Source organism: Hyphomicrobium sp. 01T421 (assembly GCF_056398805.1).
On record NZ_JBFTQC010000001.1, the window covers coordinates 1,734,806 to 1,755,256 of the forward strand.

17 protein-coding genes and 1 riboswitch are annotated in these 20,451 nt (G+C 60.8%); of the genes, 2 read left to right on the forward strand and 15 right to left on the reverse strand.

Annotated elements, in window-relative coordinates:
* Window positions 1-5: 5 nt before the first annotated feature.
* From nspC to AC1DK3_RS07975, 4 genes are all read right to left on the reverse strand, one after another.
* A complete protein-coding gene (nspC, locus tag AC1DK3_RS07960; RefSeq protein WP_477191700.1) occupies window positions 6-1,175 on the reverse strand; it encodes a carboxynorspermidine decarboxylase in 1,170 nt (389 codons plus the stop codon).
* A gap of 31 nt (window positions 1,176-1,206) precedes the next feature.
* Window positions 1,207-1,644: a hypothetical protein gene (locus AC1DK3_RS07965; protein WP_477191701.1), complete on the reverse strand. Its 438-nt coding sequence runs from the start codon at window positions 1,642-1,644 to the stop codon at window positions 1,207-1,209.
* The gene (locus AC1DK3_RS07970) at window positions 1,644-2,858 is read right to left on the reverse strand and encodes a saccharopine dehydrogenase family protein (protein ID WP_477191702.1); all 1,215 of its coding nucleotides are present in this window, start codon (window positions 2,856-2,858) and stop codon (window positions 1,644-1,646) included. Before AC1DK3_RS07970 ends, AC1DK3_RS07965 begins: the two co-directional genes overlap by 1 nt.
* Before the next feature lie 325 nt (window positions 2,859-3,183).
* Window positions 3,184-3,573 carry a DUF7282 domain-containing protein gene (locus AC1DK3_RS07975; RefSeq protein WP_477191703.1) on the reverse strand — a complete coding sequence of 130 codons (390 nt, stop codon included), beginning with the start codon at window positions 3,571-3,573 and terminating at the stop codon, window positions 3,184-3,186.
* 472 nt (window positions 3,574-4,045) lie between these two features.
* On the opposite strand from AC1DK3_RS07975, the gene AC1DK3_RS07980 reads away from it, so the two are divergent.
* The gene (locus tag AC1DK3_RS07980; RefSeq protein ID WP_477191704.1) at window positions 4,046-5,425 is read left to right on the forward strand and encodes a porin; all 1,380 of its coding nucleotides are present in this window, start codon (window positions 4,046-4,048) and stop codon (window positions 5,423-5,425) included.
* 14 nt (window positions 5,426-5,439) lie between these two features.
* On the opposite strand, the gene AC1DK3_RS07985 is transcribed toward AC1DK3_RS07980, so the two are convergent.
* The 11 genes from AC1DK3_RS07985 to AC1DK3_RS08035 all read right to left on the reverse strand — a co-directional run bounded on the left by AC1DK3_RS07985 (window position 5,440) and on the right by AC1DK3_RS08035 (window position 18,997).
* Window positions 5,440-5,976, reverse strand: a complete 537-nt coding sequence (locus tag AC1DK3_RS07985; protein WP_477191705.1) for a c-type cytochrome — start codon at window positions 5,974-5,976, stop codon at window positions 5,440-5,442.
* Window positions 5,963-7,255, reverse strand: coding sequence for a sulfite dehydrogenase (soxC, locus tag AC1DK3_RS07990; protein ID WP_477191706.1), 1,293 nt, complete (start codon window positions 7,253-7,255; stop codon window positions 5,963-5,965). Before soxC ends, AC1DK3_RS07985 begins: the two co-directional genes overlap by 14 nt.
* A 21-nt stretch (window positions 7,256-7,276) precedes the next feature.
* Entirely contained in the window at window positions 7,277-8,098 is an 822-nt protein-coding gene (locus AC1DK3_RS07995; protein WP_477191707.1) for a quinoprotein dehydrogenase-associated SoxYZ-like carrier, read from the reverse strand.
* Window positions 8,099-8,278: 180 nt separating this feature from the next.
* On the reverse strand, window positions 8,279-10,063 hold the full coding sequence (atzF, locus tag AC1DK3_RS08000; protein ID WP_477191708.1) for an allophanate hydrolase: 1,785 nt from the start codon (window positions 10,061-10,063) through the stop codon (window positions 8,279-8,281).
* Complete coding sequence (gene uca / locus AC1DK3_RS08005; protein ID WP_477191709.1) at window positions 10,060-13,680, reverse strand: urea carboxylase; 3,621 nt, start codon at window positions 13,678-13,680, stop codon at window positions 10,060-10,062. The genes atzF and uca overlap by 4 nt, the downstream gene beginning before the upstream one ends.
* Before the next feature lie 5 nt (window positions 13,681-13,685).
* The gene (locus AC1DK3_RS08010) at window positions 13,686-14,333 is read right to left on the reverse strand and encodes an urea amidolyase associated protein UAAP2 (protein WP_477191710.1); all 648 of its coding nucleotides are present in this window, start codon (window positions 14,331-14,333) and stop codon (window positions 13,686-13,688) included.
* Window positions 14,330-15,064, reverse strand: coding sequence for an urea amidolyase associated protein UAAP1 (locus AC1DK3_RS08015; RefSeq protein WP_477191711.1), 735 nt, complete (start codon window positions 15,062-15,064; stop codon window positions 14,330-14,332). The genes AC1DK3_RS08010 and AC1DK3_RS08015 overlap by 4 nt, the downstream gene beginning before the upstream one ends.
* Before the next feature lie 114 nt (window positions 15,065-15,178).
* Window positions 15,179-16,018, reverse strand: a complete 840-nt coding sequence (locus AC1DK3_RS08020) for an ABC transporter ATP-binding protein (RefSeq protein ID WP_477191712.1) — start codon at window positions 16,016-16,018, stop codon at window positions 15,179-15,181.
* Entirely contained in the window at window positions 16,015-16,833 is an 819-nt protein-coding gene (locus AC1DK3_RS08025; protein WP_477191713.1) for an ABC transporter permease, read from the reverse strand. Before AC1DK3_RS08025 ends, AC1DK3_RS08020 begins: the two co-directional genes overlap by 4 nt.
* Window positions 16,834-16,874: 41 nt before the next feature.
* The gene (locus tag AC1DK3_RS08030) at window positions 16,875-17,939 is read right to left on the reverse strand and encodes a putative urea ABC transporter substrate-binding protein (protein ID WP_477191714.1); all 1,065 of its coding nucleotides are present in this window, start codon (window positions 17,937-17,939) and stop codon (window positions 16,875-16,877) included.
* Window positions 17,940-18,080: 141 nt separating this feature from the next.
* Window positions 18,081-18,187, reverse strand: a riboswitch (guanidine-I (ykkC/yxkD leader).
* Between the two features lie 171 nt (window positions 18,188-18,358).
* Window positions 18,359-18,997 (reverse strand): TetR/AcrR family transcriptional regulator, encoded by a 639-nt coding sequence (locus AC1DK3_RS08035; protein ID WP_477191715.1) that lies wholly within the window; start codon window positions 18,995-18,997, stop codon window positions 18,359-18,361.
* A 260-nt stretch (window positions 18,998-19,257) separates the two neighbouring features.
* Here AC1DK3_RS08035 and AC1DK3_RS08040 point away from each other — a divergent pair, with 260 nt between their 5' ends.
* Window positions 19,258-20,448, forward strand: a complete 1,191-nt coding sequence (locus AC1DK3_RS08040; RefSeq protein ID WP_477191716.1) for an efflux RND transporter periplasmic adaptor subunit — start codon at window positions 19,258-19,260, stop codon at window positions 20,446-20,448.
* Window positions 20,449-20,451: the final 3 nt, after the last annotated feature.

Below are 20,451 nucleotides of genomic sequence, written 5' to 3' on the forward strand. Positions count from 1 at the left end.
CGTTTCTACCCCAGGCGATGGCGGAAATCATCGTAGCCAAATGACCGAAGCGTCCGCGTAGTGCCATCTTCGTCAAGAACGGCAAGATCGGGCAAAGGCACGCCATTGAAGGTGTTATTCTTGACGAACGAATATTGCATCATATCCGTAAAAATCACGCGATCTCCGGTCTTCAGCGGCCGATCGAAGGAATATTCACCGATGATGTCGCCGGTCATGCAGGTCTTCCCGCCAAGGATGTAGGAATGCGGCTTTTCGCCAGGCGGAGCGGCCCCTATCACTTCCGGAGTGTAGGGCACCTCGAGAACGTCGGGCATGTGCGTCGAGGCCGAGGCATCGAGAATGGCGATGTCGCGGCCGTTGTGGTGAATATCGAGAACGCTCCCGACCAGATAGCCCGTATTGACGACCAGACCGGCGCCTGGCTCCAGGACGACGTCGACGTTGAACGCGGTTTTGAACGCGTTGATGGCGGCGATCAACTTTCCGATATCGTAGCCCGGCTTATTGATGAAATGACCGCCGCCGAAATTGACGGTCTTCACGCGGCGCACGTAATCTCCGAACACGCGTCCGACATGCTCGATGAGCCCGACGGATCCTTCATCGCCGGACTCGCAGAGGGCGTGCGTGTGCAGAATGTCGACTTCGTCCCAAGGCACGCGGTCGAGCGTATCGGGCGTTGCGCCGAAACGTGAGTTCGGCGCGCACGGATCGTAAAGCGCGCCGCCGAGCGTTGCGTTGGAATAGCCGGGATTGATCCGGATGCCGACCTTGACGCCCGGATGCGACCTGACAACCGACAAGTTCTTCGCAATCTGCTGGGGCGAATTGAAATAGATGTGCTGCGCGAGTTTCGTCAGCCGCTCGACTTCGCCGGTAGCATAGGCGGGGGAGTAGACGTGCACTTCCTTGCCGAACTCGTCACGGCCGAGGCGCGCCTCGTATTCGCCGCTCGCGGTCGTGCCGTCGAGAACGTCGCGCATCAGCGGAAAGGCCGCCGGAAGGGCGAACGCTTTCGTCGCGAGGAGAATTTTGCATCCCGTTTCGCGCTTGATCTCAGCTGCGCGCGCGAGATTGCGCTTTAGCGCCGCGACGTCGAGAACGTACGCGGGCGTCGCAATCGACTGAGCCCAGTCGAATGACGGCAATTTCAACTTGGAGAGATCGGACAATTCGGGCCACCGGTGGAGTTAACGAAAGCTGTCACTGCGAGACGCGCACGGGTCCCGCAGTCGAGCCCGGCCATCTGTAAATGAAGGTCAGATAGGCGAGCGAGATATAAATGGCCCCGAATGCCAGACTTCCAAGGAGCGCGGATGCCTCATACAGGGTGAACCCGTGAAGCCAATCCGGCCGCTCGTTGCCGAAGCCGGAAATCTCGCTGGCGCGGCTCGCCAGCTTCGACCATGCGTGGTCGGTCCCGATCAGAAGCTCGTTCAGGCCAATCGTCAGTGCGCCCATGAAAGCCAGGCCGCACGACAGCAAGGCGAATGCAAGCACGCGGAGCGAGATTGGCGCTTCCCGGAGGAAGAGCCAAAGCCCGGCAATGTAGGCCGATATCATTCCGAAGCTTACCGAAACCACGGAGACGACGAGGCCCGTCAGCTCGTTGCGGATCGAAAGGATATCGGCTTCGCTCATCAGGTCTCGACCGCGAAAAGCTTCTTCTGATCGGATTTCTCGATTTCCTTCACCTGCCAGGGCAAGCCCTGCTCGGCGAGCTCTTCGAGGAACGGCTCGGGCGGCAGCTGCTCGACGTTGAAAACGCCTTTGCCCTTCCAGATGCCCTTGAACATCATCAGCGCGCCGGTGACCGCGGGGACGCCGGTCGTGTAGGAAACCGCCTGCGCGCCGACCTCTTTGTTGGTCTCGGCGTGATCGCATACGTTCCAGATCATGTACCGCTTCTTCTTGCCCTTCTTCTCGCCCTTGAGGACGACGCCGATGGACGTTTTGCCGGTGTAATTCTCGGCAAGCGAGGAAGGCTCCGGAAGGACGGATTTCAGGAACTCCATCGGAATGATGGGCGCGCCCTTGTGCATGACGGGGTCGATGCGCGTCATGCCGACGTTCTGCAGCACTTCGAGGTGCTTGATGTAATTGTCCGAGAACGTCATCCAGAAGCGGATCTCTTTCAGACCCTTGATGTTCTCGACGAGGCTTTCTTCCTCCTCATGATAGATGAGGTAGGATTTGACGGGCCCGACTTCCGGATAATCGATCATCGTCGAGATCGACAGCGGATCGATCTCGATCCATTCGCCGTCTTTCCAATACTTGCCGCGCTGCGTCACTTCCCGAAGGTTGATCTCCGGATTGAAGTTCGTGGCGAATGCCTTGCCGTGGCTGCCCGCGTTGCAATCGATGATGTCGATCGTGTGGATCTCGTCGTACAGGTTCTCCTGCGCGTAGGCACAGAAGATGTTCGTGACGCCCGGATCGAAACCGCAGCCGAGGACGGCCATGAGCCCCTTGGCTTTGAATTTGTCGTTATACGGCCATTGGTATTTGTAGGTGAACTTGGCCTCGTCGCGCGGTTCGTAGTTTGCGGTGTCCATGTAGTTGACGCCGGCCTCGAGGCACGCGTCCATGATCGCAAGATCCTGGTAGGGAAGCGCCATGTTGATGACGAGGTCGGGCTTGACCTTGTTCAACAGCGCGACCGTATCGGCGACGTTGTCTGCATCGAGTTGCGAAATCTCGATCGGCGTTTTGCATTCGGCCTGGACCTTCTTGCAGCTTTCGATGCGGCGCGAAGCAAGATGGATCTTTTTGAAAACATCGCGGTTCATCGCGCATTTCTTCGCGACGACCGAGCCTGCAGCGCCTGCCCCGATGATAAGTACCTTGTCCAACGAACGCTCCGATGTTGAAAGGCCGGTCTCGCCGGCTCCAGCAAGCGCGTAAAGCTGCGCTGGGGGCCCGAAATAGGGCACGCGGGACATTAATTCAATACTAAGCGATCACGGCCGCCCCCCATGCGGATGGAACGGCAACCGTAAACTGTCACAAAGCGGGTTTGTGACAGTCCCAGAGACGCCATTTACTGCTCCAGGCCAAAATCGTCTTCCGCCGAAAGGCGGGGGGGCCTACGGCCGGCTTCCGGGGGCAGAGTCGCAAAGTCACCGGCGCGGGAACGAAGGCGCCGGGCGTGCCCCCCGCTGCCACAAGACTTCGCTGCTACAGGATCTTGAAAGCCTGTCCTGCCGGACCGTCGACATTCCGGAACGGTTTGCCGTCCTTGCCTCGCTCGACCGCCCAAAGCCTCGTTCCCGGCTTCAACTCTTCGTTGAGTTTGATTTTCACGTCTCGATGATCTCCGCGCGTGAGCGCAGCTGAACCGAGGGGCTTCGCGGACGCGTGTCCCTGCGGATCGACCGCAAAAATCGCCAAAGTGCCGTCCGCGGGGGCAAAGGCGTAGGTAATCGAAACGGATTCGCCCTTCGGTTTTTGGTTCATCGCGATTACCGAGGCGGGTGTTCCTGGATCGGCTGCGAACGCGCCGCTTGTAATCAGCATACCTGCCGCCATCACGGCAGCGGCAGTGGCCGATACTCGTGACAATGTCATGGCTTTCGTCCTTGGATTGGAGTTGCGACTGGCGGGACTTTCGTCAACGCCCGTCAGCAGTCTTGATAGTGGCGTCCTGCGCCAGGCCCCGCTTCGCCAGATGTGGCTCGGGACGTCGCCACTCTGCATATGATGATATTCGGAGGCGCCGCCCGGCTTGCAATATGCGAAGGCCGAGCCTTACGATTTTTTGATCTGCTAAAGGCTCAAATTGCAATTTTCTTCGTGATGTCCGCGGAATTTGAATCACCACGTGAGCCGAATTGCGATGGGGACAACTGGATATCTCCGGCTCACGTCAAAAAATGGCAAGGGCTTCGAGGTACATTTCTGCGAACGATTCGGCTTCTCTGAGTAATTGCTTTTGCGTCACACCCAATCAGCGTCGGGCAATTGCGGCCCATTCAACATTGCTCGTCGCTGCGTATGCGTATTATCGGTCTGCGGATGAATGCACGGGAGGGGGGTGGCGATGAGAATATCTTTCGCGCTTGGGGGCTGGCTCTACGCGATGGCGGCCGCCCCGGCCCTGATGTCGCCAGCCGCCGCCGCTGATCTGGGCGGCGACTGCTGCGCCGATCTTGAAGAGCGCGTCGCTGAATTGGAAGCGACCACCGTGCGCAAAGGCAACCGTAAAGTCAGTCTGACGGTTTCGGGCTGGGTCAACGAGAACCTCATCGTCTGGGATGACGGCACCGAGCATAACGCCTACGTCGGCACGAACTCCGTCGAGCAGTCGCGCTTCAGGTTCGTCGGCGAGGCAAAGATCACGCCTGACGTGTCAGCAGGTTACCTGCTTGAGATCGGCGTGCAGGGCCATCCGTCAAATCAGTGGAATCAAAACTCTCCGAGTTCTTCGAGCAGCAATCCGAATAACCAGGACAATCAGCTTTTGGTCCGCAAAAGCTATTGGTACGTCAAGAGTAAGGAATGGGGACAGGTCGCCGTTGGGCAAAACGGCACCGCAACTTACCACCTTCTCGACGATGCCGATTTCACTTTGACACGTAATGTCGACGACGCGGAAGGCGCCGCCATCTACCTGTCGCAGTTTCAGCTGAGGGCTGATGGAAATCCCGTAGGCTCGCCCGCGCTCAGATGGACCGACATTCTGCGCGGCTTCAATAATTCGACACCGGGCGATAGCGGCCGTCGCAATGTCGTTCGCTACGACTCACCGATTTATCAGGGATTTTCCTGGGCTGCTGCTTGGGGCGAAGCCAGCTTATGGGATATCGCGCTCCAGTACAAAAACACCATCGGAGATTTCGATCTTCTCGTCCGTGGCGGTTATGGCCAAAGCAATAATCCCGGCACCCAGTTCAGCGGAACCCCGAGCACATACGTTGCGGGCGGAACTGCTTGCATATCTTCGAGCACGACGACGGCATCATTGCCGAACTTCCGGTGCGACTGGGGTGGCGCCGCCGCCACGATCATGCACAAGCCGACCGGACTATTCGTATTCGGCGGCTGGGGTACACAGCACATTGATACCGGAAACCCGACCACAGACCAGCAGCTTATAGAGCCTGTTAGCAATGTGTGGTTCATCCAACCTGGTATTGAACAGAAGTGGATTTCGCTCGGCAAGACAAACATTTTTGGCGAGTACCGGCATGACGATGCCGGTTCCAATCCCGGCAAGACTGTCACCTCAAGCGTCAATTTCTGGCAGGGCGGCATCATTCAATACATCGATGCGGCGGAAATGACGCTCTATGCAGTCTACGAGCACGCCGACGGAGATGTCTTCGGTAACAGCGTGACAGCCACCAGCGGCGCCCCAGTTGGGAAAACTTCGCTCGATGCGTTCCAAGCGGGCATCTTTGGCGCGAAGATCAATTTCTGACCGTCGGCGCAAACTTACTTTTTTACGTCGATCCAGATGAATCCGTCGCGGTTCGGCATCCGCACTGCCGCCAGCGTTTTCGCATCCATCTCCGCGCTCTCCGGAATGATCGCATTGGCGGCGAGCAGGTAGGCCGTGACGGCGTAGGTCTCATCCGCGGACAATGAACCCGGAGCCGCAGGCGGCATGCTGCGGCGAACGAAATCGAAGATCGTCGTCGCATACGGCCAATAAGAGCCGATCGCTTTGCTCGGATTGTCCGGCGAGGGTGGCGTCGGCCCGCTGACGAGTTCTTCCGACGTGCCGCCTTCGCCGTGCTCGCCATGACAACTCGCGCATTTCTGCTCGTAGATGACGCGGCCTTCCTTCGCCGAACCTCTACCCGGCGGCAGTCCGCGGCCATCGGGGAAGATCGTGCGATCCCACTTGGCTATATCTTCTGAGGTCAACGGCGTGCCGAGGCGCGGAGCTTGAATGCGGGCATCGTCCGCGAGCGCGCCGGTCGCCGTTATCGACACGAGGATCGCGGCAACGCGGCTAAGCATAGACATGGCTGATCGTACCATCTTCATCGACGGCCCAGCAGACAATCGCGTTGTAATGAAAGTACCCTTCGCGTCCGCGCTCTTTGATCAACACGGCGCGCTCAGGTTGGATGTAGCCCGTTTCGTCCGTCGCGCGGCTTTTGAGCAGCGCAGCCTTGCCGTCCCAAGACCACGGAGAGCGAAAGCGCGTGAAGCATTGCGACATGACGGGGCCCTGCAACTCTGCCTCGGCCCACGATTTGCCGCCGTCCGCCGACACCTCCACCTTGCTGATCTTGCCGCGGCCGCTCCACGCGAGCCCGCGAATTTCATAGACATTCGCCCCGTGCATCTTCTGGCCTGGCGAAGGCGACGTGATCAGCGATTTGGCATCCATGACGAACGTGAACATGCGCGCTTTGCCGGACGGCAAAAGCTCGGTGTATTTCGCCGTTTCGTTGCGCGTCATCGACGGAGCGTCGGTGACGTGCAGGCGGCGCAACCACTTGACGCTGGTGATGCCTTCCCAGCCCGGCACGATCAGCCGGATCGGATAGCCGTTCTCGGGCCGCACGCGTTCGCCATTCTGATAGAGGCCGACGATCGCATCATCCATCAGCTTCGAAAGCGGCAGGCTGACGTTGAGCAGTCCGGCATCGGCGCCCTCGGCGATGACCCACGACGCCTGCGGATCGACGCCCGCCTCCTCGAGCAGAAGGGAGAGCGGCACGCCGGTCCATTCCGAGCACGAAACGAGCCCGTGGAAATCCCCAACCGGACGCAGGATCGGTTCCTCGTGCCACCCGGCGTTGCTGTTCCCGCCGCACTCGATGAAGAGGAAGCGCGAGCGCATCGGATATCGCAGCAAGCTCGCGACGGTGAATTCCAGGGGTCGCTGCACGAGGCCGTGGATGACGAGCCTGTGCACGGCCGGATCGATGTCGGGCACGCCGTCATGATGGCGCTCGAAGTGGAGGCCGCTCGGCGTGATGATGCCTTCGAGCTCTTCCAGAGGCGTCCACGAAACGCCGTCGCCTGCAGACGTGCGGTTGCCGCCCGTGTTGCGAACGACGTGCTTCTCGTATTTTGACGGCGTGCCGTAACCGGTGAAGGGAAGGCCGGTTTTGTGGATCCAGGAGGGATCAGCCGGATCTTCGGCCTTGGGCAGCGATGCTTCTTCCGCCCTGAGGGATGTCGCGGCCTGTGCCGTCGCGAGAACCAATCCCGCCTTGAGGAACAGGCGGCGATGCAAAAGGCCGCCGCCCGCAACCGGTACTAGATCTTCACTTGCAAGCTTGCCGGCCATGAGGCCGTTCCGCAAACGACGTCAGGATTGGCCCGGAGTCGAGTTGCCCTTGAACGCGTTGCCTTGCGAATCTTGGGCATCGACGCTCATCGCGTCAGACGGATTGCCCTGATAGGTGAAACGGAAATTCGGATTCTCGCTGATCGAGATGCCGCCGGTCATCGTGAAGACAGTTTTGCCGCCAGTCTTCACGGCAACCTTGTCCACGAAATGCGTCGGGATATAGAGGCCGGTCAGCTGATCCATCTGCATGCCAGAACTGTTCGGATGACGGATCATCACCTGAGCTTCTAGTGCGGCCGCGTTATCCGGGTCCTTGAAGGCGGTCATCACCTTCATCTTGCCAATCGTCTTCGCGGCTTCTTCCGGGTCCTTGCCGGCCGGAGCCGAGCAGCCGCCCGACGCCTTCACGAACTTGATCGTCATGAACAGTTTGCCGTCGTTCGTCTCGGCAATCGCACGGACATTCGAATATTGATCGATGCGGACGCGCGTGGCCAGAACGCGTTCGCCATTGCCGGCCGCATCACCGTACGTGAACGTCGCGACGACGGGGGAAGGGTTCTTGTCGATGACGAGCGTCAGCGATTTCACGTCTTTGGCGAATTCAGCCGGAAGGCGAATGGTGAGGGGAACCGTGGAGGCGTCTTCCGCCCGGTACGGCGCTTCGAGCGCTACTTTTCCCGCGCCGTCCGCAACGTCGCGCGTCCCGAAGAGATCTGTCCGAATGCTGTCCCAGATGACAGCTGTGTCGTCGGCTCGCGCGCCGGACTGAACCGTGATCATCCCCAGGACTGCTGTCAGTCCGGCAACAATCGTAGAGCGGAGTATTCTGTTGCGCATCGTTTCCTCGCTTGGCGCCTTAAAGGCGATCTCATGCGTCCGGGACGCTAAATCTAAAATAAAAGACTACATTAATATGGTGGAGCGGTCATCTATTTCGCAAGGCGCGGCCGCGCGCGGGCGAACCGCGGCCTAAAACACGGTATTCGCAGCAATTTATTTCATCTGAGCGCCGCCGGATCAGGCGACGGCCGTCCGGCCGAGCCAGGCGCGCCAGCCCCCGAACTCCGTAATGTCCTCGGCGCCGCGAACGGCATGGCATTCACAGAGGAAGCCTTTCACCTGTCGGCCGCCTTCCAGCACAAGCGTCCCGATCCCGAGCGGGGCCGGTATGAGCGCCACGAACGACCCGAACGCGGCCTCGTCCATTTCCCAGATTTCGACTTCGATCGCGCCCGGCCCGGTGCCTTCGAAAACGAGTCCCGGCTTCGGCGGGGTCGTCCCCGGCAAGGCGTAAAGCCGGTATCCGGCCGCTGTGCGCGCTGTCTCCCGGTAGATGGCATCGCGCTCGGTCAGCTGGCTGTTGAGTGGCTGCCCCCTGAGATGCGCGCCGACCACTGCGACCTCGACCGTCTTCTTCTTGGCGGGCTTAGCGGCGACGGGCGCGGCATCCAATAATGCCGCCTGCGTCGCGCCAAGCTTCGCACCATCGAGCGTGCGGTGAAGAGCATCACCGATCGCCGCGAGTTGTCCGTCGGCGAACGCGCGCCCGATCAGTGTAACGCCGAACGGGATGCCGTCCTCGCGAAAGCCCGCGGGAACTGCGAGCGCCGAGAGGTCGAGAAGATTGACGAAATTCGTATACGCGCCGAGGTTCGAATTGAGGCGAACAGGATCGGCCAGCATATCGGCGATCTTGTACGTCGTGCCCGCCGTCGGCAGCACCATCACGTCCATGCGGTTCCACTCGGCGTCCGCCGCGCGGCGATATTCAGCAAGACGATAGAAGCTCTCGAATGTCGCGAGCGCGGATTTATTCCGGCCGCTATGGATGATGTCGCGAACGACGGGATGAAGATCATCATCGTTCATGTCGTCGACGGCGAACAGCCGCTCGGCGACCCACGGACCGTCGTACAGCATGGCTGCGGTGTCGCGAAATGGCGCGAAGTTGAAGGGGGTGATCTCGGCGCCGAGCCCGGCGAGGCGATCGATCGTGTGATGATAGAGGCGCCGGTATTCGCCATCATCGAAGAACGACAGCGGCGCATTGGGAATGCCAATTCTCAGCGGACGCGCGAAATCCTCGACGGCGAATGGCGGGGCGTCGGCCCGCGCGAAGCAGTCGTCCTTGTCGAAGGCGACGGCTATTTCTGCAACCTTCGCGGCGTCCGAAACGGTGAGCGCAAAAATCGAAACCGCATCTTGGCTCTTGCATGCGGGCACGATACCACGTGTCGAGATGATGCCTTTCGTCGGCTTCAGACCCACGATGTTGTTGAAGGCCGCCGGAACGCGGCCCGATCCCGCCGTGTCTGTCCCGAGGGAAAACGAAACAATCCCCGCGGCGACGACGACAGCTGAACCCGAGCTCGAGCCGCCGGAGATGTAGTCCGCATTGAAGACGTTCGCCGGAATGCCGTAAGGCGAGCGCGTGCCGTTGAGCCCGGTCGCGAACTGGTCGAGGTTCGTTTTGCCGATCAGGATGGCGCCGGCAGCTTCGAGCCGCTCGACGACCGTCGCCGAACGCTCGGGCACATAGGCGAAAGCCGGACAACCGCACGTCGTCGGCATACCGGCGACATCGATGTTGTCCTTTACGGCAAATGGAATGCCGTAAAGGGCCCCGCGCGGTGCGCGGCGAACTCTATCGAGAACGCTCTCCTTATCGCGAAGCGCGATCCAGTCGGGCGCAACGCCCTTGTCTCCGATCCGAGCGAAGACCTCTTCGACCGTTGCTTCGGGTGTCGTCTTTCCGCGCTCGTAGAGGGCGGTGAGGTTTGCGATGTCGAGCGATAGGGTCACGCCGTCGCCTCCGCATGTGGCTCTGTTAAGATAACGAGAGCCTGGCCAAGGGCCACAGGGCGCCCTTCGACGCAGCGCACTTCGTGAACGACCCCGCTTTGCGGCGCCGGCACGGCCATCTCCATTTTCATCGATTCGACGATTATCAGCGTCTCGCCCTCGGCGACCCGGGTTCCGGGCTCGACGAGGACCTTCCAGACGCTGCCGGGAACGGGACTTTCGACGGCGGTGGCTCCAGGCGGCAGAACGGCGGTCGCATCCTCTTCGACGCCGCTGTCGGTTGCGCCTGCCGCACCGTCCTGATCGACTTGCTGCCAGCGCGCCCGCTCAGCCTCGAAGGCCGCCTGCTGACGCGACTTGAAGGCGCCAATCGACTCTTCGTTCTCGGCAAGGAAAGCCTGATAGTCCCTGAGACGGAACGTTGTCTCTTCGACTTTGACGTTTGCCTGCCCTTCAAGAAAGCCGTCGCGGAACTTCGCCAGCTCTTCGCACGAGACCGGATAGAAGCGGATCTGATCGAAGAACCGCAAAAGCCACGGCGACCCGGCTTCAAAGTCTTCCGTCGTGCGATACGTGTTCCAGACTTGGCACGTCCGGCCGAAGAGCTGATAACCGCCGGGGCCCTCCATGCCGTAGATGCACATGTAAGCGCCGCCGATGCCGACGACGTTGTCGGGTGTCCACGTTCGCGCCGGATTGTATTTCGTCGTGACGAGACGATGACGCGGGTCGACCGGCGTCGCGACCGGCGCACCGAGATACACGTCGCCAAGTCCGAGAACGACGTAGGTGGCGTCGAACACGATCCGCATCACGTCCTCGATTGAATCGAGACCATTGATGCGGCGAATGAACTCGATGTTGGAAGGACACCACGGTGCGTCCGGTCTGACGCCCTGGATATATTTGTCGATCGTCTTCTGCACCGCGGGGTCGTTCCACGACAGCGGCAGATGCACGATGCGCGACGGCACCTCGATGTCGCTCAAATCTCCGAGTGTATCTTCGATACGCGAAAGCTCCGCGAGTAAATCTTCGAGAGGCAGCACCGTACTATCGTAATGGACCTGCAAGGACCGGATACCCGGCGTCAGGTCGAGAATGCCCATCAGCTTCCGCTGTTCGAGAGCAGTCATCAAAGCGTGCGCGCGGAAGCGTAACGTGAAATCGAGGATGATCGGGCCGTACTCGACGAGCATGTAAGCATCGCCCGCGCGGCGAAAAACGACGCGCGGCTTGTCGCCGGACGCCTCGCGGCCGCCGACGACGCAGTCATCCGCGCCCCACTTCGCATGCGGAAACGACGGAGCGGTGATAGACTTCAGCGTTGCAATCTCTGCGTTCTGCTTGGCAAGGCGCGCGGCCGCCTCGGCAGGAGAAAGACGCGTGAAGCGGACTTTGTCGCCCGGCCGAAGCTGACCCATCTTCCAAAGCTCGGCTTGCACGATGGTTGCCGGACACACGAAGCCGCCGAGCGACGGACCATCAGGGCCGAGAATGACCGGCATGTCGCCGGTGAAATCGATCGTCCCGATGGCATAGGCGTTGTCGTGAATATTGCTCGGATGAAGCCCGGCTTCGCCGCCGTCGGTGCGTGCCCAGATGGGCTTCGGTCCGATCAACCGAATGCCGGTCGGATTGGAATTGTAGTGAACCTCCCAATCGCTCGCGAAGAACGTGTCGATGTATTCCGGCGCGAAGAAATCCGGTGCGCCATGCGGGCCGTAGAGAACGCCGATGTCCCAGGTATGGACGAGGCGAGGCTTGAGCTCTGCCGGAAGACGCGCCGAAGGAAAGCTCGTCGCGTCGCGGCCGATATGAAGCACGTCGCCCGTCATCAATACGCGTCCGCCGTGGCCGCCGAACTTGCCGAGCGTGAACGTGGATTTGCTTCCGAGATAAGACGGAACGTCGATCCCGCCGCGAACGGCGATGTAGGCGCGCACGCCTGGACCCTTCACGCCGCCGATCTTCAGCACTTGCCCGGCCTTGATCTGAATGGCTTCCCAGTAGGCGACAGGCGCGCCGTCGAGCGTCGCCGTCAGCTCCGCCCCCGCGAGACAGATCACGGCGTCGGTGTTGAACTTGAGGGACGGCCCCGCGAGCGTTGTCTCGATCCCGGCCGCGCCCTCATCGTTGCCGACGATGCGATTGGCTAAGCGAAACGACTGCGCATCCATGGGCCCCGACGGCGGCACGCCAACGGCCCAATAGCCGACGCGGCCCGGCCAGTCCTGGATCGTCGTCTGCGTGCCGGGCGACAGAACTTCGATGGTGTCCGCTTTGTAGGCGAATGTCTGCAGCGTCCGCGTCAGCATTTCAGCTTTCGCGAAGACGCTGGAGCCCGCGAGCTGACGCAGATAATCGAGATTGGTTTCGAGACCGCCGATCCGTGTTTGATCGAGCGCCGATCGAAGTCGCGCCTGCGCCTCGTCGCGTGACGATCCTTTGACGATGATCTTTGCGATCATTGGATCGTAGTAGGGCGAAACATCCGAGCCGCTCTGCACCCACGTCTCGATGCGCACGCCGCGCGGCCAGGAAACGTCCGTCAGCCGGCCGGAGCTTGGCCGGAAATCGCGCGCAGGATCTTCCGCATAAATCCGGACTTGGATCGACGCACCCGTTGGGGAAATCTTGGATTGATCGAGCGGCTGCAATTCTCCCGCCGCCTGCTGCACCATCCATTCGACGAGATCGGCGCCGACGACTTCCTCGGTCACGCCGTGCTCCACCTGAAGCCGCGTATTGACCTCGAGAAAATAGAACTCGTTCGTCTCGGCATCGAAGAGATATTCGACGGTGCCCGCGCTTTCGTAATTGACCGACTGGCCGAGGCGCCGCGCTGTCTCCCAGAGCGCCGCGCGCGTCTTCTCGGGGAGGTTTGGCGCAGGAGTTTCCTCGATGACCTTTTGGTTGCGCCGCTGCGCCGAGCAGTCGCGCTCGCCGAGCGAGACGACGTTGCCGCGGCCGTCGCCGAAAATCTGCACTTCGATGTGGCGGCCGCGCGCCACGTACTTCTCGATGAAGATACCGGCGTCCTTGAAGTTGTTGCGAGCGAGGCGTTCGACGCGCTCGAACATCGGTGCGATTTCATCCGCCGCCGATACGAGCTGCAACCCGATGCCGCCGCCGCCCGCCGTGCTCTTGATCATCACGGGATAGCCGATGCGCTGCGCTTCGCTCTTGGCGTGTTCGACATCGCGGATGAGCCCAGAGCCCGGCGCCAACGGCACGTTCGCCTCAAACGCAAGCTCGCGCGCCTTGTGCTTCAACCCGAAGGCGCGCATGTGCTCCGCCTTGGGCCCGATGAACACGAGGCCAGCCGCTTCGCACGCATCCGCGAAATCGGGATTTTCCGACAGGAATCCGTAGCCCGGATGAATGGCTTCCGCGCCGGTCTTCTTCGCAGCGTCGAGGATGGCGTCGAACTTGAGATAGCTTTCGGCCGCAGGTGATGCGCCGATGGCGACGGCTTCACCCGCTTGGCGGACATGCATCGAATGGCGATCGGCTTCGGAATAGACCGCGACGCTCGCGATCCCCATGCGGTCGAGCGTTCTGATGATACGGCAGGCGATGGCGCCGCGGTTGGCGATCAGGACTTTGCGGAACATGGACGTCAGACCCCCTTACCCCAGATGAGAACTTCGATCGGCGTGGGGTTGTAGGCGTTGCAAGGATTGTTGAGCTGCGGACAGTTCGAGATGAGCACGATGACGTTCATGTGCGCGGTCATCTCGACGTATTTGCCGGGCGCCGACAGACCATCCTCGAACGTCAGTCCGCCGTCGGGCGTAACAGGCACGTTCATGAAGAAATTGATGTTGTGCCCGATGTCGCGTTTCGAAAGGCCGTACTGCTCGTTCTCGGCGATCGCGAGCAGATAGCTGTCGCGGCATGCGTGCATCGATTTCTTCTCGAGCGCGTAGCGAACGGTGTTGCTCTCCGTCGCGCAGGCGCCGCCAAGTGTATCGTGGCGGCCAACAGTATCGGCCGTGATCGTCAGCATCGGACGGCAGATATCGGAACGGAGCACCGAACCGGCAGTGAGATAGATATTGCCTTGCTCGCGAATGGTATCGGACGCCGAGTAGCGTTCCGCCGGATCGTCGGCGTTGAAGAACAGAGTATCCGCCGCCTGATTGCCTTCGAGATCGAGAAGGCGAAGCGTCTCGCCCTCGCAGACAACGTGCATCCAATATTCGCCGGCCGGAACGATACGGCGATAGATTGCGTCACCTTCGCGAAGCGTGCTTTCTTTGATCATTGATGCGCGTCTCCACAGCGGCCGGCGAGGAAGATGCGGTTGTTCTCGAAACCGCGCGCATTCTCGGGCGCGGAAAGCCGCGCGGGGTCATCGAGCGCCGCGGGCGGCCCCTCGAAGATCTCGAAGTGCACCGGTTTTCGGGGGTAGGTATTCGCGAGGTTCAAGGGGTGGGGACAGGTGTGTAAGAGAACGAGCGTATCGATCTCGAAGCGCAATTCGACCTGAGCGCCGGCCTTCGCAGCCGAAGTATCGAGCGACATCGCGCCATCGGACGCGACGGCGATCTTGCTGAACCAGTTGACGTTCGCCGCCAAGTCGCGGCGGCCAAGTCCATACTTCGCTCCCTCGACGAGGAAGCTGTCGTGGCCGTTCTGCTGCCAGTCATTGCGCGCCGTCTGATAGTTCTTCTCGCCCCACTTCCGCGCGACGATGGCCTTCGTCGTATTGCCGGTTACGGTATCGTGCCAGCCGAACGTATCCGACACGACAGAGCAAAAGATGCGGCCCATATCCGAGTAAAGGCAATGACCGACGGTGAGCTTGAACGTGTGCTGACATTTCAGCGTGTCGGGCGCGTTGTAGCGCTCGAGCAAATTCTGCGGATTGTAGAAGAGCATGCCGATGTTGGCGCCGCCCTCCACATCGGTCAGGCGCAGCCGCATGTTTCGGCGCATCAGCAGCGACCAGTGCTTGCCTCCTGGCAGCGCATCCCCGTAGACCGAATTCCCCATTTCTCTCTCCCAGCACAGCAGCGTCCCATGAGGGAACGCGGCTGGTGCGCCAGTCCGGGCCGTCCCGGGTTTGTGAGAAGCCGCCGAGGGTCGTCCCTCGCGGAGTGTGAAGACCTAAGAGCGCGGAGCAGAATGCCCGTGACGCGTTAGAACGCCTGGGCTCCCTGCAACTTTCTTCGGCCAGATCTCGATATCCTTGGTGATCGTCGCGCCCTTCGGCAGCAGAGGTGCCGTCGGAGGCGGTGTCGGAATGTCGGCCGATAGCCTGGCGCCATATCGCTCGAGTTCCTCGGGCCGGTTGCGCGGCCGCTCGAATGCGACGATGCGGGTGGCGAGTTCAAAAGCTTCGCTGAGGTCATGCGTGACCATCACGACTGTGAGGGACGATTCATTCCAGATCCGCCGCATCAGCACGTGAATATCGGACCGAATGCCGGGATCGAGCGCGCCGAAAGGTTCGTCGAGCAAAAGCACCTTCGGCCGCCGCATGATCGCCTGTGCCAGTGCCAGGCGCTGCTGCATTCCGCCCGAAAGCGCGGACGGATATTTTGCTTCCTGACCGGCGAGGCCGACAGCGGTAAGAAGCTCGCGCGCGTCGTCTTCCGCCTGTTTGCGCGCGCGGCCGAATAAGCGGCCGAGCGCACCGGCCTTTTCGAACTCCCGGCCGATGATGACGTTGCCGAGAACCGTCAGATGCGGAAACACCGAGTAGCGCTGAAAGACGACGCCACGGTCCGCGTCGGGCTCCGCTTTGAGCGGCACACCTTCGACGAGAATGCTTCCGCGCGTCGGCCGCTCTTCGCCGAGGAGCAATCGCAGGAATGTTGTCTTGCCGCATCCCGATGGCCCGACCAGCGCCACGAACGAGCGCGTCTCGATCTCGAGATTGATCTGCTCGAGCACGACGTGATCGCCGTATTCTTTCCAAACCTTGTCGAAGACGATGGCGTTCATGCTGTTCTCGCTTCGGCAAACCATGGGAACGACTTGCGTTGAAGCAGCCGCAGAGAAAGATCCATGACGAACGCCAGAAGCGTGATCCACGCGACGTACGGCAGGATCACATCCATCGAGAGATACCGGCGAACGAGGAAGATGCGGTAGCCGAGACCGGCATCAGCAGCGATCGCCTCGGCCGCGATCAGGAAGAGCCACGCCGGACCGATTTCCAACCGAACGGAATCGATCAGTCGCGGCAGGATTTGCGGCAGCACGACGCGCAACGCGATCTGCGGCGTCGATGCGCCGAGCGTCTGCGCCTTGATGAGCTGCTCGCGCGGAATGTCTTCGACCCGAAGCGCGATATCGCGAATGAGTTTCAGCGACGTGCCGACGACGATCAGGGTGATCTTCGAGGCTTCGCCAAGTCCCATGACGATGAAAAGAATGGGAAGGAGCGCAAGGGGCGGCACCATCGATAACACCGCCACGACTGGCCCGAGTGTAGCGCTCATCACCGGCAGAACCCCGATGACGATGCCGAGAACCAGCGCGATCGCCGTCGAGATCGCGAGCCCGGCGATGAGACGCGTCAGGCTCGCCGCCGTATCTGCCCAAAGCAGATGGTCGCCTGTGCGGGTATCGGGCTTCATGGCGTAGGCGTCGATCGCTTCGCCCATCTTGGCGAACGACGGGAGAAGCTTGTCGTTCGGATTTTCGGTCAGTCGAATGTCGGAAGCGATAATGTAGGTGAGTAGGAGCAATGCAAATGGCAGGAAGGCGAGGGCAAGGCGCCAGGTCTTGTCCGGTCGAAAGTTGATAGCGCGCATGCGGCCGCCCTCCTTCAGTTTGCTTTGCGAGATGCGGCCGATCAGAGCTTGCCGTCTTCGGCTTCTTTCATGAACGTCGCGTCGTACCGGAACTTGACGTTCGCTTTGTCGCCGAAGACCGTTTTGTCCGGAAACTCGACGCCGATCGCGCCGTCGGATTTCGCGTCCTTGCCGAGCAGGGATTTCTCGAACAGGAATTTGGAGACGCGTTCGGTCGTCGTCTTCAGATCTTTTCCGGTGGTGAAGGCCACGGCGTCTTTCGGATCTGAAAACAGCTTCGTCGTTGCGAGCTGTTCGTCGAAGCCTTTGAGGTCGGTACCCGAAGCTTTGGCCATGGCTTCCTTCGAAACCGTGCCGTCTTTCAGCGTCGCAAGCGTCTCGTACCAGATCCCGGCAAGCGCCTTCGCGAACTTCGGGTTGTCTTTCAGCACGGCCGTATTGACGACCATGAGGTCGATGATCTCGCCCGGAATTTGCGAGCTATCAAAGACCTTCTTCGCGTCGGGAGATTCAAGGATCGTCGAGACGATTGGCTTCCACGTCACGACGGCCGTGACGTCGTGTGTCTTGTAGGCAGCCGCCATATCGGCGTCGGATGTGTTGACGACTTTCAGGTCCTTCTCGGCGAGCCCGACAGTTTCGAGACCGCGCGCGAGCAGGTAGTGCGAGACCGAGAACTCGACGAGATTGACGTTCTGGCCCTTGATGTCGGCGAGCTTGTCCTTGTTCTTCAGGATGACGGCGTCGTTGCCGTTCGAGAAGTCGCCGACGATCACGGCCGTGGTGTCGACGCCGCCGGCGGCCGGAATGGAGAGGGCATCCATGTTCGTCACGGTGACCGCGTCGAACGAGCCTGCCGTGTATTGATTGATGGACTCGACGTAGTCATTGAACTGTTTGACGTCGATGTTGATGCCGTACTTGTCGGCCCATTTTTTCACGATGCCGGAATCGGCCGCGTAGCCCCATGGCATCCAGCCGACATAAATCGACCAGGCGACCTTGAAGTCTTTTTTCTCGGCGGCATGTGCAGGCGACAGGGCAAACCCTGTCACGGCCGCGAGGCCGATCGCAGCCTTCAAAATTTGCTTGACGGAAAAGCGCATCGCCAACCCCTGTCCTTGTGCTGACCACTCAGTGAGGCCGCAAGGAACTTCGAGACAGGAGCGGAAGACCTCGGATGAGCGCCGTGAGAGCGCGCGGAGGGAGGCCTGTCCGTTCGAGCGCCGGAGCAACTCGCGGTGTAGGTCTCCCGGGCTTTTATCCCGCCGTGGCTCCGCCGCGCGTCACGCGAGGCGGGAGAGCCTCTCTCGGACCTGACGCTTGTGAAGCCGGAACCCTAGAGGCGTTATGCACCATGCTCTGCATGGGCCGTGCCAAGGCTTTCTTGCCGGAAAAATGCGGGAAATCTTCGGGTGTTGATGATTGCGCTGCCAGCTGCTTGTGCTGAACGCCTAGTACCTAGGCAGTTGTGCTCAGCGACCAGGACGCATTCGCGTGGCGCGGAAACAATGCGGATCGCAGCTTAGGCATCGACCAACCTCGGCCGCGACGAGAGCAGTCCGCGCAGCATCCCGACGACGCGCGACGCCGGACCCTTGCCGCCACATTGAATGCTGATCCGCGCACCCTCGAACAGAAGAAAGACTTCATCGGCGAGCAAATCGGGGTCGCGATATCGAGCGGCGCGGAATAGTCCGACGAGGCGGTCGTGCTTCCGCTGTTTGTAGGCTTCGATCACGGCGCGGGCCGGGTGGCCGGTATCGAGTTCGACGGCGGCATTCGCCAGCGCGCAGCCGCGCTCCAACTTGTTCGTCAGCACGTCTTCGACAAAATCGACCCAGGCATCGACTTGCTTTTGCGGGTTGTCTGCGTTCTCGGCCAGAATGCGATTGAGTATGTTATCGCCTTCATTTGCGAGCTGCTGGACGTATGTGACGATAAGCTCGTCCTTCGATTTGAAATGACGGTACAATGTCATCTTGTTTGTGAGCGCCGTCTCGGCGATTGCCTCCACGCCGACGGCATGCACGCCGTGCCGGTAGAAGAGATCGCGAGCTGCGATCAAAATTCGCTCTCGGGGTGATTTGACAGCGAGTTGCCCCTCGGCGACCGCCTCTGATTCGCCAGCGCTGCGCAAATCTTTCTCCTGCGCAATGCTCATGCGCCCTTGACGAGAATGTTACCGATCGGTAGCAGTATGTTACCGGTCGGTACCGGGTAACATGACTCTGTCATCTCTGTCACCCGGTACTTAACGCGCGCTGAACTACTGGCGTGCGCCCGTTCGGGGTGGGATCAGAAGGACAATTCACGCGGGCCGAGCGCGATTTCGCTCGGCGCGACTGACGCTGGCGCTCGATATGGAACGCAATCGGTTCCTTCGTGCGCTGATTTCAAATCTATAAGACGGAGACAGAACCCGTGTTCCAACGGTCCGCCGCAATCGCTGCAGTTCTGCTGACTTTATCGGCGGGACTTTCCGCATGCAGCGAAGAGAAATCCGCGGCTCAAGCTGCGCCTCCGCCGCCGCCGCAAGTCACCGTGGCCAAGCCCACGAAGAAAATCGTCGCCGACTACGATGAATACGTCGGGCGTTTTGTTGCTCTCGACTTCGTCGAAGTGCGCGCGCGCGTTTCGGGTTACCTCGACACGATCCACTTCACCGATGGCCAGATGGTCAAGGTCGGCGATCCGCTCTTCACGATCGACCGCCGGCCCTTCCAGGCGGCGTTGGACCAGGCGAATGCCTCCATCGCCCAGGCGGAGGCGAACGTTGCCTTTGCTCAGTCTGACTTGGAGCGCGGTGAAAGTCTCGTTCGCGGCACCACGATCACGCAGCAGTCGCTCGATCAACGCCTTCAGGCGAAGCGCGTCGCCGAAGCCAATCTGACCGCGCAAAAGGCCGCGTCCCGCCAGTTCGCTCTCGATTTGGATTTCACCGAGCTTGCCGCGCCGATCGCCGGAAGAATAGGCGATCGCCGCGTCTCGGTCGGAAACCTCGTGACCGGCGGAACGGCCGGAAGCACGACATTGCTCGCAACGATCGCCTCGGTCGATCCGATCCGCTTCGAATTCACTATGGATGAGGCGTCATACCTTCGTTACCTGAAGGCTGCGTCGGCGAAGGCGGCCGACAGCGCCGGTCGTGGCTTGAGCATGTCCGCTCAGCTGAAGCTTATCGATGAAAAGGACTTCGTCCACGAAGGTCAGATCGACTTCGTCGACAACGCCATCGATAAGTCGTCCGGCACGATCCGCGGCCGCGCGGTCTTCAAGAATGCCGACGGACGCCTCACGCCGGGCATGTTCGGACGTATCCGGATTGTGGCTTCCGAACCGGCAGAGGCGCTACTTGTTCCCGATGCCGCCATCGGCACCGAGCAGGTTCGCAAGTTCGTCTATGCCGTCGGCAGCGACAATGTCGCGACACCGAAATACGTCACGCTCGGGCCGTTGGTCGATGGACTGCGCGTCGTGACGGCTGGCCTCTCGCCCGACGACACGGTCATCGTGAACGGCCTGATGCGCATCCGGCCCGGCGCGAAAGTCACGCCGCAGCAGGCATCCGCTGACGCTTCCACTCCGAAGGACCAGACGGTCCGGACCCAATAAAGA